The sequence below is a fragment of the Stenotrophomonas sp. FBCC-B152 genome (assembly GCF_059134105.1).
On sequence record NZ_CP101442.1, the window covers coordinates 4,196,254 to 4,214,298 of the forward strand.

An 18,045-nucleotide genomic window follows, 5' to 3' on the forward strand; every position below is an offset into this window, starting at 1 on the left:
CAGATGTCAGAATTCAATTGCATATTTCTTGGTCGTGAAGTGGATCGGTCCCCCGAGCTTTCCCGGTACGCGGAAAGCTTCCTGAACTATTCCGCCGCGGAGTGGAACAGGGGCGGCGGAGACTGCGTCTTTAGCTACATAGAAGATGGACTTTCACTTGCAGTCCTCGTAGTTCTGCATGACGGAAAGGGTCGAATGTCTGTTCGATACGATCTTGCTAGGGCGAGGAAGGCCTACTACTCCATGGGAAGCAAGGATGAGATGAACAAAATTGTGGATGTTGGTGACGACCAGTTCGTTCCTCTTGGCTCCTTGGTGTCACCCCTGACCGCATGGCATGCGGTAGAGGACTTCTTTGTAAAGCCTCTAGAGATGCCCGGCAGACTCCACTGGATGAATGCCGAAGAGATTGTTTGGCCCGAGTAGGAGCCTCTTCAAGGGTGTCGAAATTTGCAAAGTGAAAGATCCAATCATCAATGTCGGTTGGGTACGAGCTCACATGCCGATGGGCCAGGTCGGCGTACGGAACCGAGTATCAGGATTGGCTCGACAAGAACGGAGACCGCCTGACTGCCGCGAGCGAGAAGACTGGCAGCGGTTTCGATCTCGCTCTGGTCAGCCTTCATGCATCAGCCGAGGACGTGCAGCTCAAAATGTACTGTTCACTGGTCGGCGAGTGCGGGTCGAACACTTCCAGCCTCCTGAGAGAGGCCGGATACAACGAAGAAGCTGACTGGCTCGACAAGAAGAACTTCGTCGTGGGCGCTGCTGGGTACGTGGAAGGCATCTGGGACCGCGGTGTGGAGAACATCAAAGGAATCGCAGGCCTGTCTCCGGTCGCCCAGTTGCTGAACCTCGGCGCACGTCGTCGGATGGGAAGAAGGCGTGGGCCGACGTCAGCGCAAATGGCTATTGGGCTACCGTCGGTACACGTACGGGTGCTCCGCTGGATGGCCTCTCGAAGTCCATCAATGCGTACATGGAAGAATCGGCCGCTGCCGCATACTACTTCTCCGGCGGGCGGAACAAATGTAGCTTCACCAACCTTGAAGGTGTGGTGCAGTTCTCGGGAAAGCTGACCTTTGATGTGGGGTCGCTGGTCGTCGGGCCGGAAACACTCCTGCTGAAGAGCGGTGCACAGTCGGCTAAGGTAGAGGCGATCGTAGCCCGAGAGAGGCTGCTGACGGTCTAGCCGAACCCCGCATCCGCGCTGAAGCTGGAACCTGACGGATCTCTGCCATAGCACTTGCAACCTGACAACATCCGAGGCGACGGGATGATCCAGCATCCTGCAGCACCGATAGATCTTGTTGCGAGTCTGATCGGCGCATGGGTGAACTGCTGAAGCAGTACGCAGATAAGAGTGTGCAACCTTCTGACTTCAGATTGACGATAGATGGGAAGTATCTGAAGGCGGATCCTGCCGTGAGTAAAGGTGCGCCGGTGTTCGTCGGGGCATCGGATGCAATGATCGAAAGGTACTTCATGCAACTCGGTGGTACAGACGTCATGCGGACTCCAAAGAGCGCAATGATTGGCGATCAGCAATCTGATATTTATACGATCACTCGCGCCGACGGAGTGAAGATTAATCTTCGAAGTGGGTCCAGTTCTGCGGCCACGACGGGCGCAAGATGGACAATTGATATCATTAAGCCGCCGGGACTGAATGCTAGACTGATCGAGGTAAAGTTCAAATGAGTAGCTACATTCTGTCGGACGGTGAGCTTACTGAGTTCACGGCGCAGGTCGAAATGTGTGGCGTCAACGCGATCTGGTACAAGGCCTATGAGTTCCGGCCGGAAGTAGGATACGAGGATGGGAAGAGGATGTTCTTCATCGTCCTGAGATTGATCCTGGAGGAGGGGCGTGCAAAGTTGCAGGCCGCGGGCCAATTACTCGCCACCCCAATTCCAGAGCAGCTTGATGAGTTTTCGCAGGCTTGGCCGCCAGAGGATGACTGGGATGACGACATGTTCTGGATCACCAAGAGTGGCGTAGGCTGGACTCCGAGCGGCTTGGTCTGGAAGGTGGCAGACGGGAGCGATTTTTGGACTTGAACGCACCCATGCTGATGAATGGATAACCCGTAGCGATCCTCAGATCGGATTGATCCGCCGTCAGCAGTGGTAGTTGATGAATCCCAAGAACTTGGGCAATGCGAACCTCCAAATGACCCAAAGCGAGCATGAGCTCAAGTTCTGCCCTCTCACCTGCGCAGGTCCAGGCAAACAAGTACAGTGAGACCTAAGTGTACGAATACAGAATTCTGGCGATCGCTGACAAGCTCCTTGGCTGGATGGACCTGGTTCTCATCGATGGCGCATTGGATTTCTTGGAGCACAACGAAGCAAGGGGCGGATTCGAGATGCTCTGCGACAACATATGCGAGGTTGATGTGGCGTTGACGGAAGCGGAGTACATGGAGATGGTCTCACTTGGATATGACTTCGGTCTCGACTTGCATGGGGCGCGCTTCAAATGCATTGATGGATTGCGGACTTAGCCAGCAGCGCGTCGCGAAGAGACAGCTATGCGTCCTCCAAAGCCGCCGTGGGAAGCCACAAGTCCAGCACCGACAGCAGCATTGCAGCTTCTACTGTGCGCTCCTGCTTGCAGTATGGGTGTTCAAGCCCCAGCTCGAACTCATCTATCGAACGCCCGCTTACACTTCGCAGCCACTACGGGTAAGCAGGCAAACTTCGAAAGGTACAGCGTAGATCCGGCATCAGGCGATCGCACAAGATTGAGTAACGGGCACCTCAACATTACTGACTAGGAAAATGCGTGAAAGCCGTTCTTCGTAGTATTTCAAGCGACACTTTCGATATTCAAACCTGGACTCCAGATGACACTGGATTCTTCAAGGTAGATCTCTTGCTGAAGATCGGCGCAGAGGGTTCTGCCGGGGCAGACAACTTCGACGTGACGGTGTGCAGCCCCGCCTGGTTGGAGAATTCGTCATGGCGTCCTCGCTGGGGTCGAGGATTATTGATAGTTGGGGAGTACGATCTCAGCGCAATCAAGAAGGAAATTGTGGCGCACGTCGCCGCTTGTCAAGGCGAAACCTGGTCGGACATTGCACATAAGCTGTCCCGCACTTTGCTGTGGGAGTTTGACGACTACATTCAGTAGATATTCGTCTTTGAGAAGATGCGGGGTGGTCGCCACCGCATGTGTACGGTTGATGCCAGGGCCGCGCATCTGTTCAGCGCCATGAAGGCGAACGTGCTCAAGGGGAAACCGTGAGTCTAACAATGTGCATTGACATCGAGCAGGGCGCGAGCATGGAAGGCGTTGCCTGTTCCTTGAAGACCTTGGACGTTCAGCTGGATGCTGAGGGGGCGTCAGTCTCGGGATTCTTTCAGCGTTCGCACTGTCAGTTTGGGTTCGAGTACGACTCTTCTCCTCTGCACCTCTTGGCTGAATCGGTACAGGTAGACTGGCGCGTCGGACTGAGAGGTTCGTTTCACTACAGGGCAGATAATTTGCACGGCAGCTGGGCGGACATAGTGGCGTTCATCCAGCGCTATGCTGCGTCTCAGCCGTTCGAGTTCGTGGTGTCATTTCAGCTCGAGACAGCTTACGTGGTGAGAGACGTTGCAGGTCTACGGATTGTCAGTCTATCGAACGAGGCGGGATGACGAAGGTCGTGCAAGCCAGCACCAAGTGATGACCAACCCTTGGCTATGGCTGACTTGCTTCTGCGGCTACCGCTGCCAATCTGGTCGGCTTGCCAATCCAAGGAATCCAAAATAGGTGATATCAGATGGAGAATTCATTGGACAGAACTCGGCTGAAACAGCATGCGGAGAGGGTTCAAGAGCTCATTAGTTCAGCGGCGCCACTTGATCGTGACGCGGAGTACTTCAAGGCGAATGAATTTCTACAGACGGCCCTTTGCGACGCATGCCGAGGGCTTGTAGAGGTGCCGAGAGGTGATGATGGTCTTGAGAGATGGATGTTGGAACACTCTGACAGGGAAAATGCTGGCTTGCTCGATTCCCTGGCTCGTTTCTTGCTCCTCCTGCGTGGTTTGAGTCTCCACGCCGACGCTGCGGATCCAACTACGTCTTTGTGAGCGATTCTGGAGCTTGGCAAGGCGCACCTGCAGGATGTTGCGAGTGCGTATGGTTGGCAAGAGGATGCCGAGCACGCTAGCGAAGGAGCGGAAGCCTGATGATCGCGATGCAGGAGATGCAGGCAGAAAGTGGATCGAATGATGGAAGACCTGGCCGAGGCCAGCGGAAGCGAGGCTTGGTAAGCTGTCTGGATGGCGCGAAGCCAACACGGCAACGTCAGGAAAGTCATGATCAACATTCTAGAGCTCTCAATTTCGGCTGACATCGACCTCGATACATTGCGGGACGGTCTCGCACGCTCTCTTGGTGCGGATGATGATCGAGTGATCGATGATGAGGACTACTGGCTGCGCCCGTTGGCAGAAAGGGACGAGTTGGTTGGATTCTACGTCGCGCGCTCCACCAGCAAATATCCTGTCCTCCTGACTGCTCACTGCGCCGCGGACGTCTATGGCGAAGCACTAGGCCTCGTAGCGACCAAGATGTCCGCAGCTCTCGGAGTCAGTGTGGCAGTTGGGGACTTCGTCCATGACGTGGAGCTTGCCACCGGTCGATTCGTTGTTTACTCGCCCGACGGAAGCGCGCGTCTCGGCTACGAATCTCCCGACGAGGATGGTTTTGATATTCGGTTCTTCGACTGATGCTCAGGCTAGCGCTGTTGAAAGGCCGCAGTCGCCATTGATGCGAAACGCGGCCTCGTATCACTGTGAACTCAAGGAAGGCATTGAACCGAATGATTGACGACGTAGATGAGATCACAGTAGTAGTGGAATTATGTGCTTTCGAAAAGTCCGCAGGCGCTGGCGCTACTGTGACTGAGAGGCCGGTGTGGAGTCGCGTTGATTCCGAAGTAAATCGAGTTTTTGAGAATGGTGGATTCGTAGACCTGCGCGTCATTGCACCAGCCACTGGACTGGTTAAGGAACTTACGATGAAGTCGATCGGTGGGAAGTGCAGACTTGTTGCACTGACGCGATCAGCGGATCCTAAGTTTGATTTGCTTGAATGGTGGGAGCCAGAGGAGCGGCCCTTCATGGGTACGGAAAAGTTCGGTGATGATGAATGGGACGCGCGGACAGTAACCTCAGACGTTTCGCATGCGTTGAGATTGTTTCAAGAGTTGTTCCGGCATGGTGATATTTCTATCGAATTGAACGGATTTCGATCGCGATGGGATAGGAAGCCTCGGTAACGTTGGCAGCTGATTGGGCAGCTGATAAGTAAGTTCACCAGCTGCGACATCCACGTGGTGCAGGGCAACCTCAGCGCCGGCAACACGCTGGCGCTGGATTCGGCCGGCGACATCCTGCTGGAAGCAGGCAAGGCGCACCTCCAGGACAAGAGCAAGAGCAACAACGCAGGCGCCGAAGTGGGCGTGGGCGTATCGGTTGGCGCGCAGACCGGCGTGTACGTGTATGCCGAAGCCAGTGTGGGCAGCAGCAAGTCCAACTCCGACAGCAGCACCTGGCAGAACACCACCCTCACCGGCCAGAACATCTCGCTGAAGGCAGAAGGTGACACCACCCTGCGCGGTGCAACCGCAACGGCCGACCGCATCGACGTCAAGACCGGCGGCACGCTCACCATCGAATCGCTGCAGGACATTGCCGAGAGCATGTCCAAGGACAGCCAGGTGGGTGGCCGCGTGCAGGTCTCGCTCGGCACCGCGTGGGATGCCAGCGGCTATGCCAGCGCCAGCAAGGCCAACGGCAGCTACAAGGGCGTGGGGCAGCAGTCCGGCCTGTTCGCCGGAGACGGCGGCTACCACGTAGACGCCGGGCACGTGAACCTGGTGGGTGGCGCCATTGCCAGCACCAATGCGGCCAACAGCGAGCTGACCGCACAGACGCTCACCTTCACCGATCTCAAGAACGAGATGGACTACCGGGCGAGCTCGGCCAGCATCAGTGGTGGGTTCGGAGCGGAGGGGGAGAAGCCCACCGACGCGAGCGGCAATCCGATCGCTCGCCCGAACGCTGCCGGTCAGTTCAAGGACATCGGCAGCAACGTAGCGAACGGCAAGTACGGCCAGGCAGACGGCAGCAACTTCAGTGGTGGCGTGCCGATGACCACCAGTGGCAGCGACAGCTCCACGACCTACGCGACGCTGACCGAAGGCAACATCACCATCGGTGGCAAGAAGGTCACGGCCGCCGAGCTGGGCGTGAACACCGACGCCAGCAAGGCCCATGAGGCGATCAACTCGCTGTCGGACCTGCAGAAGTTGATGCAGGAGCAGCAGGCGATGTCGTCTGCCGCAGGTACTGTGGTGTCTACCAGCAAGCAGATTGCAGGGGACGTGGCGGCCGCCAAAACCAACGCGGCAAGGAACGCGTATCTCGAGTCGCTCGACAGCGACAAGGCCAGGGCTGAGTTCCTGGCGAAGTCGCCGGATGCGCAGGGTGAAGTACTGTCCACGCCCGACGACTACCAGGATGCGCAGAAGTGGGCGACCGGCGGCGCGTACAGCCGCGCGCTGGATGCGGTGACCACCGCCACCGTCGGCAGCGTCGCCGGGCAAGGCGGTGGCCAAGTGGCGGCCAACGCGCTTGCACCCTACGCAGCGCAGCGCATTTCATCGGAAGCCAGTTCGATCCGAACCATGGTGATAACCCGGACGCCACGCTGCAGCTCATCTCCCACGCGGTGCTTGGAGCCCTGCTGGCCGAAGCCAACGGAGGCGCCGCCGGCAACGGCGCAGTTGCGGCGGCAGGTGGTGAGCTGGCTGCCAAGTACCTTACCTCGGCACTCTACGGTGATAATCCCGCGATGCTTGATGAGCAACAGAAACAGACAATCGAAGCTTTGTCACAGGCGGTAGGTGTCCTGGCAGGTAGATTGGGTGGAAATGGACTGAGTGGAGGTGCACTCGGCGCGAACATCGCAAGCAACGCGGTAAAGAACAATTTCCTGAGCAACCGAGACGTGGAGGTCCTCAGTGCAAAGCTGCAGCAGTGCGATGCAGGTGACGACGCATGCCGCACTGCCGTAGTTCGAGAAGCAGAGAGTCGCAGCGCTACAAACAACGCCAGGCTGCTCTCGTGCGACACCCAAGAGTGCGTGAACGCATTGATTCCGGAGATCTTTGGCGGAGCACGCGCGTTCGGTGACATCTATGACGCTGATAGAGCAAAAAGTAACGTAGACAAACTTGCATTTGGAGCGATCTCGGATGTCGAGACCTACGCGTTGTTGCTGGCCGCAAACATGTCTGCTGGATTGCCAAACTACTTGAGCGGAAGCGTTGGGAAAGATGCACTGGTTGACGCGGTAAAGGCCCTGAGCTACACGTAGGGCGTTCCAGGGACGTTCTTCCAGAAAGCGTTCAACGGATATGAGTGGGCCGCGGGGAGCACAAAGCAGCCGCATGAGTACGAGACTACATCGATTGCTTGTGCAATGAGCTATGCAAGTTCCTGTGGTAACGTGGTCCAGCAGTTCGATGCTCTTCGGAGATTTGCAGGCCCGGGTGCCGATGGAAAGGGGCTGGCGGGGAATGGGGTAGTCAGCTACCTGTCCATCATGACTTTCTCGCTGGGCTATGTAACTCACTTGATCGATCCAAGTACCAGCAGTCTCATCAATATCACCGTGCCGGGCGCACATGCGCTCGATCCTGGCTTTGTAATTCGTCAAATTGTTCCTGATGGGCACGAAGGATTTTCCGTGTCGACGAGAGGTTGGGGGACAGGCAGCAGTCCGCTCAGTAATTCCAATTCATGGGCGGATGACTTTGTCTGGGCCCCAAATACGCGCGACATTGGTGAGCAAGTAAGCGAGTTCCAGTGGCCGTGGAGTGAGTTTCCCTCAAAGCAGAAGTGCATGAGTACTCGTGATTCTCAAGGAAAGCTTGTCGAGGTATGCCAGTGAACCAGCGTGTTACGTTATCGAAGATCGTGGCCGTTGCACTCAGCGCCGGCATTACCGGGGCGCTCCTGATCGGCGTACCGTTCAGCGTCACGGCGGGAACGGCACTTGAGACCGTCTACTTTTCCTCAATCATCGGTATTGTGGCGGCCGTGTTCGGCGTGATCCTTGGCTTCCCCGCCATCCTAGCTGCCGATGCGTTCTTTCCACACGCGAAGCTTCGCCACGTAGCGCTGGGTGCCGTATGTGCAGTGCTTGCCTGGCTTGTTGTCGAGGGTGCCTTTGCGCGTGGCGCTTGGAACAACATCTGGGCGAGCAGTAGTTTCTGGCTGAATTGGGCGCCAAAGAGAGTGGCGTCTTTCGTCGTTATTGGTCTGGTGGCGGGAGTCCTTTACATGCTCATCTGGCCCCGCTTGCTTCGTGCGCCTACGAGGCGCGAACAGAAATGAGGGCCTGATGAACCTCTACTGCGCACGCGATCACAGGCGAGCCTGCCGCAGGTTTGCTTGTCCGAATGGCTGAGACCAACATGGTTGCTCTGGTAGGAGATGTTGAATGGTCGGAGCTTCTTTGCGCCCCTAGAATTCTTGGACTTCTTCCAGCGTAGTACGAGCGCTAGGGCACATCCAAATCATGTATCAACCACTATGGCTCCTCTCCGGAAGAGGTGTTTGCCGATTTCGTAGAAGTAGATCTGGCCGCAGCCACGAGAGAGCGCATGAATGAGTGACGCCTATGACCGATACATTGAAGAGCTATCGAATCGGCTTGCTCCTTTAGGGCGGGACGCCGCAGTGGCTGTAGTGCTCTCTGCATGCGAGCGGATGTTCTTCGTGCTTTCTCGACCGGATACTCGCGACCCGTGTGATCAGTCCAGCCTGAAAGCTCTGTTGGACGCTATGTGGGAGAAGAAGCCTGTAGAAGGCACGCAGTTCTTGGTCCCGGAAGAATTCGAGATTGAGTCGCTATCTGATGAGCTGGTACTCATGGCCACGGATTCAATCCTGATGACAAGGGAAGCTCTACAAGGCCGCGCTGTCCAGCCGGAGAGCATATTGAAGATCGCAGTCGAGCTGGCAAACGCGGTCGACGCCGCCCAAAACCCGGAGGGGACGAGCGACGCAGGATCTTTGGATGCATTTCTTAGGGAGCCTGCCTCATGCGCTTACATCGAGGCCGCGCGGCAGTTTGAGGATCTTGCAGATATCGCAGCGCCAGGCCCCCGTGCCAATGCATGGGCAAACCTCAGGGCGAGAGCCACCCGTCAGGACATCACTTGTGGGCTGCCGCTGTAGAGAGGTGGATTCCTGCTCCGAGGGGCACGGATGTTCAAGCCGCTAAGGTAGAAGCCGAAGGAAGCGACGAGGGTGTCTTCGAGAACGGGTGAAGAAAGATGAGGTTGGAAAAGGTGTCTGTGGATCTGATGACCCGATTGAGGCGGGCCAGCCCTTCGCAAAGAAAGGCTGCCGCACTAGCCGCGTGTGTCTATGCAGTCGAGTACGCGCAGGTGCACGATCGTGTCGTTCTCTCCGTTCTCTCCGTTCTCTCCGTTCTCGGCGAACTGAATTCAGGTCGCTACGTTTCAGCTCCTGAGATTGAGAGGGTGAAAATTCTCACAGAACAAGCCGACGAGGAGTACCTCGACCTCCATGACGCCAGTGACTCATCGGAAGACAACGGTTACCTCGCGGCATTCAGCAGGGCTCGAGCCTTGTCGGCACTGCTGTTCGCCCTCGAGGAGGAGTCGCTGCATTCGTCGTCTGAGGCGATTTGCGAGGCAATTTCAGCCGTCGACAACTCGCATGCAATTGCTGCACGCGTTGTGTCCTCATTGTCCTGATTGCATCTCGGTTGGTTCTGTTCGAGGCTGATGCCAGGGCTGCGCAGATGATAATTGACGTGGAGGCGAACATGCTCAAGGGGAAGTCGTGAGTCTCACAATGTGCATTGAGATCGAGCAGGGTGCGAGCATGGAGAGTATTGCCTGTTCCTTGAAAGCCTTGGATGTCCGGCTGGATGCTGAGGGCGCGTCAGTCTCGGGATTCTTTCAGAGTTCGCACTGTCAGTTTGGGTTCGAGTACGACTGTTCTCCTCAGCACCTCTTGGCTGAATCGGTGCGGGCAGATTGGCGCGTCGGGCTGAGAGGTTCGTTCCACTACAGGACCGATAATCTGCACAGCAGCTGGGCGGACATAGTGGCGTTCATTCAGATCTACGCCGCTTCGCAGCCGTTCGCGTTCGTAGTGTCATTTCAGTTCGAGACCCTTTACGCGGTGAGGGACATCGCAGGTCTACGGATCGTCGGGACATCAGGCGAAACCAGATGACGAAGATCGAACAAGCCGAGACCAAGCTCCCAAGTGCCGAGATGGACAACACTTGCCCAAGCCAGAACTGTCTCTCCCCCAACAGGTCGGTAACATCGTGTGCGATGGGGCCCACAGCACGGAATCCAGCACCAGACAGAGCAGCGGCAAGGGCTGGGGCTTTGCCGACAACACCAGCTTCCCGCCGTTCGGTACCGACAACTCGCGCAGCCTGACAACAGCAGCGGTGGAGGTTGAGAGTGCTACCATCATGGCCATAACTGGAAAGAGAGTCGCGCAGTTCAAGTTCCCCGCTCGAGGCGCTATAGATGCTATCGACTAAGATTGGCGAAATGAAGGTGGAGCTCGCCAGGTTCATGCGGGAGACGTTGCAGTTGGTTGCCCTTGACGACTATCCCGCGCAGGTATTCCTCATGGAAAGCGGGGACGCTGGAGTTGACTGGCAAGTCGCAGTAGATGCTCTTTACAGATGCGTCGAATCAGACCTGGTCAAGCTGTATCCATGCGGTGACGGTATGGGGCAGCTATCCCGTGTTGAATACTTTGAGCGGATGTCGAGATCTGATCCGGACGCCAATGGGACGGATAACTGGGAGTCCACTAAATTCTGGGTCGGAACGTATGTTGTTGGCACGGCCAAGTGCGTTGAGCTGCTTGCAGCTCACGGCCTGCTGAACCAGGAGGTCGCATCGATTCTGGCGAAGGGGCTTCGCCAACAGGCTGCCGTATCTCCAGAGATGTATCCGAACCGCAGTTTCGCAGGCGCGAGTGATGCAATCTCGTATGCGAATCTGCTTGAGAGGTGCGTGGAAGTCGCTGTCAAGGTGTCGTCTGACCAGCAGGAGTCAGCGCGCGCAGATGGTTTTTCCCGCGCTCTACAGAGAATTTTTGAAGATTGCGGAGTTCCGGTCGGAGATGGTCCCATCTTCCAAGTTTCTAGTATTTGAATTTCGTATTGACTGTGCTTTGAGTAGGCAATGATCTTCAATCCAGTCCGTCTAAGAGACAATGGCTTCTCTGAAGAGATGATCCATTACTTCATGGCCACTTCCTATGACGCAAGCCGTCCTATGGGTAACGTCGCCATCGCGAAGATTGAGAACTGCATCTTCGGAGTCCTGTTGGGTCGTTATGAGTCGGTAGAACCGATGTTGCCCCGGGCCGTTGGCTGGATCGATCAGGCAATATCGATTCAAGAGAGCTTTGGCAAGAATCTGCATTTCTATCGAAGCAGGCTACACCACGCTCGCGGCGTTGCGTCCTGGCTGCTCGATGGCGTTCCTCGCGAGGGGGACTGGGATGGTGCTCGCGTTTCGGCCGAAGCTGCCTGGCGCCTCGGTGACCGCGTGTGGACCCGTCATGAGATTGTCAGCGGTGGCGGCTTGGATGACTACATGGCCTACTCCTGGCTGGCAGGGCCGGATCATTGGGAGGCCGGTATGGAGATGTACGAGCATTGGATGGGTGACCAATCGAAATTCTCTATTTCGGGCAACCTGTCTCCGAAGAAGTTCGTTTATGCTCTCCTGCTAGATGCAACCGCTCGTCAACCCAGCTCCCAAGAGAAACTTTTCGCAGCTGGGAGGAGGATGCTGCGCGAGAACCTACAGGAAAATTGGCTGGGGGGCGGGCAAGGAATCCGTGCAGCGACGTGGCTGCAAATCGTGTACGGCGTGCGGGAGCCTGGTCTGACGCCTTCTGAGACCCTTCTTCGCGCTTATGATGATATGCCTGATGTCACGTCACCATTTTAATTGGTCAGGTCTTTGATATTGCTGAGTATGCAAAGCCCTAGATAGAAAGTACCTCTTCTAGAAGGGGGCCTTAGTGTGCGCTGGCCACCACCGAAGGCGAGTTCGCCGGCCGGCACCGCCAGCAGCACGACGACGACAGCGGCATGGTCTCGCAGGTGGCCAGCACCGTGGGCAGCCTAGGCGGCAACGTGAACCTGGGTGCCGGCGGCAAGTACACCCAGGTCGCCAGCAACGTGGTGGCCGCGCAGGACGTGAACATCACGGCGGCAGAGATCGAACTGCTCACCGCCAACGAGACCGGCTACAACTCGCAGAGCGACAAGGACCTGGAGATCGGCGTGTTCGCGCGGATCAAGTCGCCGTTCATCGACCTGATCAACAACGTGGATTCGGCCGCAGGACCCCGTCCTAGCTCGTTTAGGGTCGAGTACCCTGTAGTTGGGTCTAGGCCTGCGATAAGAAATTTCAACAACTTCCCTGGTGGAACGTGATGCGCAGCGATGACGATGTCTATCTTGATGTTTCATCCATTCTCACTGGAATTTCTCCGCCTAGCGCCGATAGGCTAACGATGCGAGCTAGGTTGGCGCCTGAGTCTGATGTGTGCGATTTTGAAGTAGACGTTATCCGAAAGGACGGTGGGGTGGAATGGTTGAGTCCTGACGGAAAAAGCCTAGAGAGTCTGATGAAGCTGATTGTTGAGCTCCGCAATTGGTACGTTTCTAACGGCTTGACGAATGGCCGGCTGCCTTGGAATGCCTGCGAGTTCTCTCTTGATGTCGCGTCCCAGCGGCTATCGGTTGGGTTCCTATACGAGTGACTTCCCAACGGTGGCAGCGTCGACCCGGGAGCAGGGGCACTTGGAACCTTGAACAATTCGTCCGATCGTATTTCCGTTCAGTTCTCTTACGATTGATTCAGGACATCAGTGATGGCCGCAGGATGGCAAGAAGGTTGGGGCCCTTCTACACCGCGCTCGGTCCGCTGCTGGGCAAGCTGATGCCTGCCGCAAACGCAAAGCGCTGCACGGTAGTGCTCGATGGGGTTGAAGTTCTCAGCAAGGGGTTCAAGCTGTAGGCAGGGCTTGGGACGGAGCATTCGCAGTACGCAGCCGCAGCCACAGCGTGTTGGGCCATCTCCCCTGCACCCCGCGCACCCGGCCGCCGAATCAAGCACAATCGGGTAATGCGCCGATTCCGCCTCTCGCTCGTGCTGCTCACCACCCTACTGCTCGCATCCTGCGCCAGCACCGATGTGCGCAGCCCGTTGGCCATCTGGGTGCCTTCGCCGAACCACAACGCGCGCAACCCGGTCATCATCGTGTTGCACCACACCGACCAGGACAACGTGCAGCAGAGCCTGTACACCCTGCGTACCGCCAACAGCGGCGGCAAGGTCAGTGCGCATTACCTGGTGGGGTCCGACGGAAATATCTACCAGCTTGTGGCTGACAACCGGCGTGCCTGGCACGCCGGCGGCGGCCGCTGGGGCACCATCACCGATCTCAACTCCGCGTCGATCGGCATCGAGATCGACAACGATGGCAGCAGTCCGTTTGCCGCCGACCAGATCGCCGCGCTGATCCGCCTGCTGGACGATCTGTGCACGCGCCTGAACATCCCGCGCAGCCAGATCATCGCCCACGCCGACCTGGCACCGGCCCGGAAGCAGGACCCCAGCCGCTACTTCCCGTGGCAGCAGCTGGCCGAGGCGGGTTTCGGGGTGTGGCCGCGCGCCGATGATGGCCCGGCGCCGGAAGGCTTCGACCCGTGGCTGGCGCTGGAGGCCTTCGGCTACCCGCTGGACGACCGTGCCGCCGCAGCCGGCGCCTTCCACCGCCGTTTCCGTGGCCGCGACGACCTGCCGGGCACCCTCGACGCCGAAGACGCCCGCATCCTGCATTCGCTGCTTCAGCAACGCCTACCTACAATCAACCGCTGACACCGCCCAGAACGAGCATCCATGAAGGCCAAGCGCATCACCGCCGCACTCAAGCACCCTGCCTTGACCCTCCTTGGCCCGTCCCTGCTCACCGCCTGCAGCGTCAGCGCCCCCAAGCCTGATGCACCGCCGTCTACCAGTCCCGCCACTTACGCCAAGGCCGACTGGAAAGCACTCCCCGCCGTCAGCGACAGCGACCTGCAGGCCGGCTTTGGCGCCTGGCGCAGCGCCTGCCCACGCCTGAAGACCGATGCCACCTGGGCGTCCACCTGCGCGGCCGCCGCGAACGTTGCAATCAACCCAACGGCCATCCACCAGTTCCTGCAGGACCACCTGGAGGTCTACTCGCTGCGTGCTGGCGGCCACCGCGCCGACGGCCTGATCACCGGCTATTACGAGCCGGTGTACAGCGGCAGCCTCACTCGGACCACCAAGACGCCGGTACCGGTCTACGGCGTACCGACCGACATGGTCAGCGTGCAGCTTGATGAGCTCTACCCCGAACTCAAGGGCAAGCGCCTGCGCGGCCGCGTGGAGGGCCGCGTGCTCCGCCCCTACGACGACGCGGCGAAGATTTCCGCCAAGGGCGTCAACGCGCCCGTGCTGGCCTGGCTGTCCAACCCGATGGACCTGCAGTTCCTGCAGATCCAGGGCTCGGGCCGCATCCGCCTGGACGACGGCCGCCAACTGCGCATTGCCTACGCCGACCAGAACGGCCACCCCTACCGGCCGATCGGCCGCTGGCTGGTGGCGCAGGGCGAGCTGAAGAAGGAAGACGTCACCATGGACGCCATCCGCGCCTGGGCCGACGCCCACCCGCAGCGCGTGACCGAGCTGCTGGCCAGCAACCCCAGCTATGTGTTCTTCACCAAGGGGCCGGACGGCGACGAAGGCCCGCGTGGTTCCTTGAACGTGCCGCTCACCGCCGGCTACAGCGTCGCGGTGGACCGCACCGTGGTGCCGCTGGGCAGCCTGCTGTGGCTGTCCACCACGCGCCCGGACGGTAGCCCGGTAGTGCGCCCGGTGGCCGCGCAGGACACCGGCGGTGCCATCGCCGGCGAAGTCCGCGCCGATCTGTACTGGGGCACCGGCGATGCCGCCGGCAAGCTGGCCGGGGACATGAAGCAGAAGGGCAACCTATGGCTGCTGTGGCCAAAGGGCGCCGCATTGCCGGCGGCGACGTCTACAGACAATTGATGCTGCGCAAACGCTCGTAGAGCCACGCCCTGCGTGGCTGCACTTCGCTCCGGCACCGCGAAGCCACGCAGGGCGTGGCTCTACGGTCAGTACAACTACTGCACCACACACAGTGATTCTGCGCAGGCCCCCCGCCACCCCCGGGCTAGCATTTCCGCTCATGCTGCGGAGACCGGACCATGCACGAAGGGCTGCTCAAAAGTTGGAACCACGGCGCCACCCGCCAGGCCATCATCTCCTTCGTTGCGCGGGTCACGCTGGAAGGCGGCCCGGACTACGTCGCGCCCGCAGCCCGCATCGCGGTCTTCGACAACGATGGCTGCCTGTGGTGCGAAAAGCCCATGCCCATCCAGGCCGACTTTCTGCTGCGCCGCATCGCCGAGCAGGCCGAGGCCGATCCCTCCCTGCGCGACAAACAGCCGTGGAAGGCCGTGCACGGCCGGGACCAGGCCTGGCTGGGCGATGTCATCACCAAGCACTACGAAGGCGATGACACCCAGCTCAAGCAGATGGCCGCAGGCCTGCTGTCAGCCTACGTGGATGATGAAGTCGGTGAATTCGCGAAGAAGGCCGAACACTTCCTGCGCACCGAGCACAACCCGGTACTGAAGCGGCCCTACCTCAAGACCGCCTACGCGCCGATGCGCGAGCTGCTGCACTATCTGGAAGCCAACCAGTTCACCAATTACATCGTCTCCGGTGGCGGGCGCGATTTCATGCGGCCCATCACCCACGAGCTGTACGGCATTCCGCCCGAGCGCGTGGTGGGTACCACGGTCCTGCTGGAATACCGGGAAGAGAACGGCATCGGCAAGGTGGTCCACACCTCCAAACTGGAGGTATTCGATGACGGCCCCAACAAGGTGGTGCGGATCTGGAGCAGGATCGGCGGCCGCCCGATCTTCGCGGCCGGAAACTCCAACGGCGACATCCAGATGCTGCAGTTCGCCACGCAGGGCGATGGGCCGTCGCTGGCACTGCTGGTCACCCATGATGATGACGTGCGTGACATCGCCTATACCTCCGGCGCCCAGAAGTCCGTGGCGCTGGCGAAGGAGCGCGGCTGGCCGCTGGTCAGCGTCCGGGATGACTGGGCCAAGGTCTTCGTGGATTAGCAGCGGACCCGATATCATCCCCACCAGAACATCTGGAGATGATGACGAGTGAGAAAGTCCATGGAAGGCGTGATTCGACCCCTTGGCCGCGTAGTGTTGTTCATCGGTATGGCTATGTTCGCCTGCAGCGCCCATGCGCTCGGCGATGTCGAGGCAGCCTTGCTGAAACGCGTGCAGACCGCTGCGAAAGCCGGGGATGCGAAAGCGGAATACCAGCTGGCCAATCTGTATCTCAGCGGTGCAGGTGTCCGCAAAGATGCGGCGAAGGCCGCCGCCTGGTATCGCAAGGCGGCTGACCAGGGCTACGGCCCTGCCCAATCCGAACTGGGTGCGCTCTACCTGCGTGGAATCGGCGTGCCCAAGGACGAGGCCCAGGCCGTCGTCTGGGTGCGCAAGGCAGCGGAGCAGGGCGAAGTGATTGCACAGTCCGATCTGGGCATGCTGTATCTCAATGGACAGGGCGTGGAACAAGACAACGCCCAGGCGCTGGTCTGGCTGCGCAAGGCGGCCGAGCAGGGCTCTCCCGCCGGGCAGCACAACCTTGCCAGCCTGTATCAGCGGGGCGGCGCAGGTCTCGCCAAAGACGATGATGAAGCCAAGCGGTGGTACGGCAAGGCAGCGCTGCAGGACAGATCCCAACTCGGCGTCAGTCAGTCCCGCATGGCGCTCTGCCTGTATCGCGGCGAATACGAGGTGTGGTGCAGCGAGGCCCAAAGCCCGGGAGCCTTTGGCCCCGTGGAAGATCTGGTAGCGGCCGCAGAGCGCGGCGACATCCAGGCGCAGACGCGGCTCGGCGACATCTACGGCAAAGGCATCGGGGTGCAGAAGGACGAGGCCCAGTCGTTCAACTGGTACCGCAAGGCGGCCACCGCAGGGTACGCGCCCGCACAGACGCGGCTGGGATACCTCTATTCCACTGGGGTCGGCGTCGCCAAGGACGAAGACGCGAGCATCGCCTGGTACTGCGAGGCTGCCGCGCAGGGATACCGCGGCGCGCTCACCAATCTCGAAATCATGCGCATCTACGGATCGTTCAACCCGGATGAGTGTCCAGCTCGGCGCGCACTACGGTAACAGCCGTAGTGCCACGCCCTGCGTGGCTTCGCGGTTCCGAACGAAGAGCAGCCACGCAGGGCGTGGCTCTACGACAGACGGACATCCCGCTGGATGTCCGTCAAGTTCGTAACGTTACTTCGGCATCAGGACGCTATCAACGACATGGATCACGCCGTTGGACTGCTTCACGTCCGCAATCGAGACGCCTGCTTTCCCGCCCTTCGCATCCACCACCCACAGCTTGCCCTCGTGCAGCTTGATGGTCAGCGGCTCGCCCTGCACGGTCTTCAGGGTGGTCATGCCGTTGTGCATCTTTGCGTCGGCGAGCAGCTGCGTCGAGGTATAGGTACCCGGCACCACGTGGTAGGTGAGCAGCTTGGTCAGGTCTGCCTTGTGCTCGGGCTTGAGCAGGGTCTCGACCGTGCCGGCGGGCAGCTTCTCAAAGGCAGCGTTGGTGGGCGCAAAGACGGTGAAGGGCCCCTTGCCGTTGAGCGTATCGACCAGGCCGGCAGCCTTTACGGCCGCGACCAGGGTGGTGTGGTCCTTGGAGTTGACGGCGTTCTCGACAATGGTTTTGTTCGGGTACATGGCTGCACCCCCGACCATGACGGTGTCGGCGGCGTAGCTGAACGAAGCGCTGGTAAACAGCACGGTGAAACCGGCAATGGCGGTGATGCGTTGAGCAATGGCGCGCATGGTGTGTCTC

At 59.1% G+C, this 18,045-nt stretch carries 24 protein-coding genes; 23 read left to right on the plus strand and 1 reads right to left on the minus strand.

All coding sequences use genetic code 11. The features are described from left to right. Nucleotides 1–3 precede the first annotated feature (3 nt). The 23 genes from NMB40_RS18930 (at nucleotide 4) to NMB40_RS19040 (ending at nucleotide 17,357) form a co-directional block, all read left to right on the plus strand. Nucleotides 4–426 carry a hypothetical protein gene (locus tag NMB40_RS18930; protein ID WP_494359448.1) on the plus strand — a complete coding sequence of 141 codons (423 nt, stop codon included), beginning with the start codon at nucleotides 4–6 and terminating at the stop codon, nucleotides 424–426. Nucleotides 427–979: 553 nt separating this feature from the next. Next, entirely contained in the window at nucleotides 980–1,192 is a 213-nt protein-coding gene (locus NMB40_RS18935) for a hypothetical protein (RefSeq protein ID WP_494359449.1), read from the plus strand. Nucleotides 1,193–1,329: 137 nt separating this feature from the next. Continuing rightward, entirely contained in the window at nucleotides 1,330–1,701 is a 372-nt protein-coding gene (locus tag NMB40_RS18940) for a hypothetical protein (RefSeq protein WP_494359450.1), read from the plus strand. Beyond that, nucleotides 1,698–2,060, plus strand: a complete 363-nt coding sequence (locus NMB40_RS18945) for a DUF596 domain-containing protein (RefSeq protein ID WP_494359451.1) — start codon at nucleotides 1,698–1,700, stop codon at nucleotides 2,058–2,060. Before NMB40_RS18940 ends, NMB40_RS18945 begins: the two co-directional genes overlap by 4 nt. A gap of 191 nt (nucleotides 2,061–2,251) precedes the next feature. Further along, on the plus strand, nucleotides 2,252–2,506 hold the full coding sequence (locus NMB40_RS18950) for a MafI family immunity protein (RefSeq protein WP_494359452.1): 255 nt from the start codon (nucleotides 2,252–2,254) through the stop codon (nucleotides 2,504–2,506). A 281-nt stretch (nucleotides 2,507–2,787) separates the two neighbouring features. Continuing rightward, nucleotides 2,788–3,135, plus strand: a complete 348-nt coding sequence (locus NMB40_RS18955) for an immunity 8 family protein (protein ID WP_494359453.1) — start codon at nucleotides 2,788–2,790, stop codon at nucleotides 3,133–3,135. Between the two features lie 122 nt (nucleotides 3,136–3,257). Next, a complete protein-coding gene (locus NMB40_RS18960; protein ID WP_494359454.1) occupies nucleotides 3,258–3,644 on the plus strand; it encodes a hypothetical protein in 387 nt (128 codons plus the stop codon). A gap of 665 nt (nucleotides 3,645–4,309) precedes the next feature. Next, complete coding sequence (locus NMB40_RS18965; protein ID WP_494359455.1) at nucleotides 4,310–4,723, plus strand: hypothetical protein; 414 nt, start codon at nucleotides 4,310–4,312, stop codon at nucleotides 4,721–4,723. Between the two features lie 92 nt (nucleotides 4,724–4,815). Next, a complete protein-coding gene (locus NMB40_RS18970; protein ID WP_494359456.1) occupies nucleotides 4,816–5,274 on the plus strand; it encodes a DUF6911 family protein in 459 nt (152 codons plus the stop codon). Between the two features lie 54 nt (nucleotides 5,275–5,328). Next, a complete protein-coding gene (locus NMB40_RS18975; RefSeq protein WP_494359457.1) occupies nucleotides 5,329–6,903 on the plus strand; it encodes a hemagglutinin repeat-containing protein in 1,575 nt (524 codons plus the stop codon). Next, complete coding sequence (locus NMB40_RS18980; protein WP_494359458.1) at nucleotides 6,852–7,376, plus strand: VENN motif pre-toxin domain-containing protein; 525 nt, start codon at nucleotides 6,852–6,854, stop codon at nucleotides 7,374–7,376. Before NMB40_RS18975 ends, NMB40_RS18980 begins: the two co-directional genes overlap by 52 nt. A 105-nt stretch (nucleotides 7,377–7,481) precedes the next feature. After that, entirely contained in the window at nucleotides 7,482–7,952 is a 471-nt protein-coding gene (locus NMB40_RS18985; protein WP_494359459.1) for a hypothetical protein, read from the plus strand. Then, complete coding sequence (locus NMB40_RS18990; RefSeq protein ID WP_494359460.1) at nucleotides 7,949–8,398, plus strand: hypothetical protein; 450 nt, start codon at nucleotides 7,949–7,951, stop codon at nucleotides 8,396–8,398. The genes NMB40_RS18985 and NMB40_RS18990 overlap by 4 nt, the downstream gene beginning before the upstream one ends. 273 nt (nucleotides 8,399–8,671) lie before the next feature. Further along, the gene (locus NMB40_RS18995; RefSeq protein ID WP_494359461.1) at nucleotides 8,672–9,244 is read left to right on the plus strand and encodes a hypothetical protein; all 573 of its coding nucleotides are present in this window, start codon (nucleotides 8,672–8,674) and stop codon (nucleotides 9,242–9,244) included. A 98-nt stretch (nucleotides 9,245–9,342) separates the two neighbouring features. Beyond that, nucleotides 9,343–9,789: a hypothetical protein gene (locus NMB40_RS19000; protein WP_494359462.1), complete on the plus strand. Its 447-nt coding sequence runs from the start codon at nucleotides 9,343–9,345 to the stop codon at nucleotides 9,787–9,789. Between the two features lie 100 nt (nucleotides 9,790–9,889). Continuing rightward, on the plus strand, nucleotides 9,890–10,276 hold the full coding sequence (locus NMB40_RS19005) for a hypothetical protein (RefSeq protein WP_494359463.1): 387 nt from the start codon (nucleotides 9,890–9,892) through the stop codon (nucleotides 10,274–10,276). Nucleotides 10,277–10,584: 308 nt separating this feature from the next. Then, nucleotides 10,585–11,223: a hypothetical protein gene (locus NMB40_RS19010; RefSeq protein ID WP_494359464.1), complete on the plus strand. Its 639-nt coding sequence runs from the start codon at nucleotides 10,585–10,587 to the stop codon at nucleotides 11,221–11,223. A 30-nt stretch (nucleotides 11,224–11,253) separates the two neighbouring features. After that, entirely contained in the window at nucleotides 11,254–12,030 is a 777-nt protein-coding gene (locus tag NMB40_RS19015) for a hypothetical protein (RefSeq protein ID WP_494359465.1), read from the plus strand. A gap of 143 nt (nucleotides 12,031–12,173) precedes the next feature. Further along, entirely contained in the window at nucleotides 12,174–12,521 is a 348-nt protein-coding gene (locus NMB40_RS19020) for a hemagglutinin repeat-containing protein (protein ID WP_494359466.1), read from the plus strand. A gap of 694 nt (nucleotides 12,522–13,215) precedes the next feature. Beyond that, a complete protein-coding gene (locus NMB40_RS19025) occupies nucleotides 13,216–13,971 on the plus strand; it encodes an N-acetylmuramoyl-L-alanine amidase (RefSeq protein WP_494359467.1) in 756 nt (251 codons plus the stop codon). Nucleotides 13,972–13,992: 21 nt separating this feature from the next. Further along, complete coding sequence (mltA, locus tag NMB40_RS19030; RefSeq protein ID WP_494359468.1) at nucleotides 13,993–15,168, plus strand: murein transglycosylase A; 1,176 nt, start codon at nucleotides 13,993–13,995, stop codon at nucleotides 15,166–15,168. A gap of 179 nt (nucleotides 15,169–15,347) precedes the next feature. Further along, nucleotides 15,348–16,283 carry an HAD family hydrolase gene (locus NMB40_RS19035; protein ID WP_494359469.1) on the plus strand — a complete coding sequence of 312 codons (936 nt, stop codon included), beginning with the start codon at nucleotides 15,348–15,350 and terminating at the stop codon, nucleotides 16,281–16,283. A gap of 60 nt (nucleotides 16,284–16,343) precedes the next feature. Next, the gene (locus NMB40_RS19040; protein ID WP_494359470.1) at nucleotides 16,344–17,357 is read left to right on the plus strand and encodes a tetratricopeptide repeat protein; all 1,014 of its coding nucleotides are present in this window, start codon (nucleotides 16,344–16,346) and stop codon (nucleotides 17,355–17,357) included. 114 nt (nucleotides 17,358–17,471) lie between these two features. Here NMB40_RS19040 and NMB40_RS19045 read toward each other — a convergent pair whose 3' ends face one another. After that, the gene (locus NMB40_RS19045; RefSeq protein ID WP_494359471.1) at nucleotides 17,472–18,035 is read right to left on the minus strand and encodes a fasciclin domain-containing protein; all 564 of its coding nucleotides are present in this window, start codon (nucleotides 18,033–18,035) and stop codon (nucleotides 17,472–17,474) included. Nucleotides 18,036–18,045: the final 10 nt, after the last annotated feature.

What these genes read in the sequence shown, in the direction of transcription:
- NMB40_RS18940 (WP_494359450.1), top strand. Translation starts at nt 1,330, where the DNA reads ATGGGTGAACTGCTGAAGCAGTACGCAGATAAGAGTGTGCAACCTTCT.
- NMB40_RS19010 (WP_494359464.1), top strand. Translation starts at nt 10,585, where the DNA reads ATGCTATCGACTAAGATTGGCGAAATGAAGGTGGAGCTCGCCAGGTTC.
- NMB40_RS18995 (WP_494359461.1), top strand. Translation starts at nt 8,672, where the DNA reads ATGAGTGACGCCTATGACCGATACATTGAAGAGCTATCGAATCGGCTT.
- NMB40_RS18945 (WP_494359451.1), top strand. Translation starts at nt 1,698, where the DNA reads ATGAGTAGCTACATTCTGTCGGACGGTGAGCTTACTGAGTTCACGGCG.
- NMB40_RS18960 (WP_494359454.1), top strand. Translation starts at nt 3,258, where the DNA reads ATGTGCATTGACATCGAGCAGGGCGCGAGCATGGAAGGCGTTGCCTGT.
- NMB40_RS19015 (WP_494359465.1), top strand. Translation starts at nt 11,254, where the DNA reads ATGATCTTCAATCCAGTCCGTCTAAGAGACAATGGCTTCTCTGAAGAG.
- NMB40_RS19020 (WP_494359466.1), top strand. Translation starts at nt 12,174, where the DNA reads ATGGTCTCGCAGGTGGCCAGCACCGTGGGCAGCCTAGGCGGCAACGTG.
- NMB40_RS18980 (WP_494359458.1), top strand. Translation starts at nt 6,852, where the DNA reads ATGCTTGATGAGCAACAGAAACAGACAATCGAAGCTTTGTCACAGGCG.
- NMB40_RS19025 (WP_494359467.1), top strand. Translation starts at nt 13,216, where the DNA reads ATGCGCCGATTCCGCCTCTCGCTCGTGCTGCTCACCACCCTACTGCTC.
- NMB40_RS19045 (WP_494359471.1), bottom strand. Translation starts at nt 18,035, where the DNA reads ATGCGCGCCATTGCTCAACGCATCACCGCCATTGCCGGTTTCACCGTG.
- mltA (WP_494359468.1), top strand. Translation starts at nt 13,993, where the DNA reads ATGAAGGCCAAGCGCATCACCGCCGCACTCAAGCACCCTGCCTTGACC.
- NMB40_RS18930 (WP_494359448.1), top strand. Translation starts at nt 4, where the DNA reads ATGTCAGAATTCAATTGCATATTTCTTGGTCGTGAAGTGGATCGGTCC.
- NMB40_RS19000 (WP_494359462.1), top strand. Translation starts at nt 9,343, where the DNA reads ATGAGGTTGGAAAAGGTGTCTGTGGATCTGATGACCCGATTGAGGCGG.
- NMB40_RS18970 (WP_494359456.1), top strand. Translation starts at nt 4,816, where the DNA reads ATGATTGACGACGTAGATGAGATCACAGTAGTAGTGGAATTATGTGCT.
- NMB40_RS19040 (WP_494359470.1), top strand. Translation starts at nt 16,344, where the DNA reads ATGGAAGGCGTGATTCGACCCCTTGGCCGCGTAGTGTTGTTCATCGGT.
- NMB40_RS18985 (WP_494359459.1), top strand. Translation starts at nt 7,482, where the DNA reads ATGAGCTATGCAAGTTCCTGTGGTAACGTGGTCCAGCAGTTCGATGCT.
- NMB40_RS18935 (WP_494359449.1), top strand. Translation starts at nt 980, where the DNA reads ATGGAAGAATCGGCCGCTGCCGCATACTACTTCTCCGGCGGGCGGAAC.
- NMB40_RS19005 (WP_494359463.1), top strand. Translation starts at nt 9,890, where the DNA reads ATGTGCATTGAGATCGAGCAGGGTGCGAGCATGGAGAGTATTGCCTGT.
- NMB40_RS19035 (WP_494359469.1), top strand. Translation starts at nt 15,348, where the DNA reads ATGCACGAAGGGCTGCTCAAAAGTTGGAACCACGGCGCCACCCGCCAG.
- NMB40_RS18965 (WP_494359455.1), top strand. Translation starts at nt 4,310, where the DNA reads ATGATCAACATTCTAGAGCTCTCAATTTCGGCTGACATCGACCTCGAT.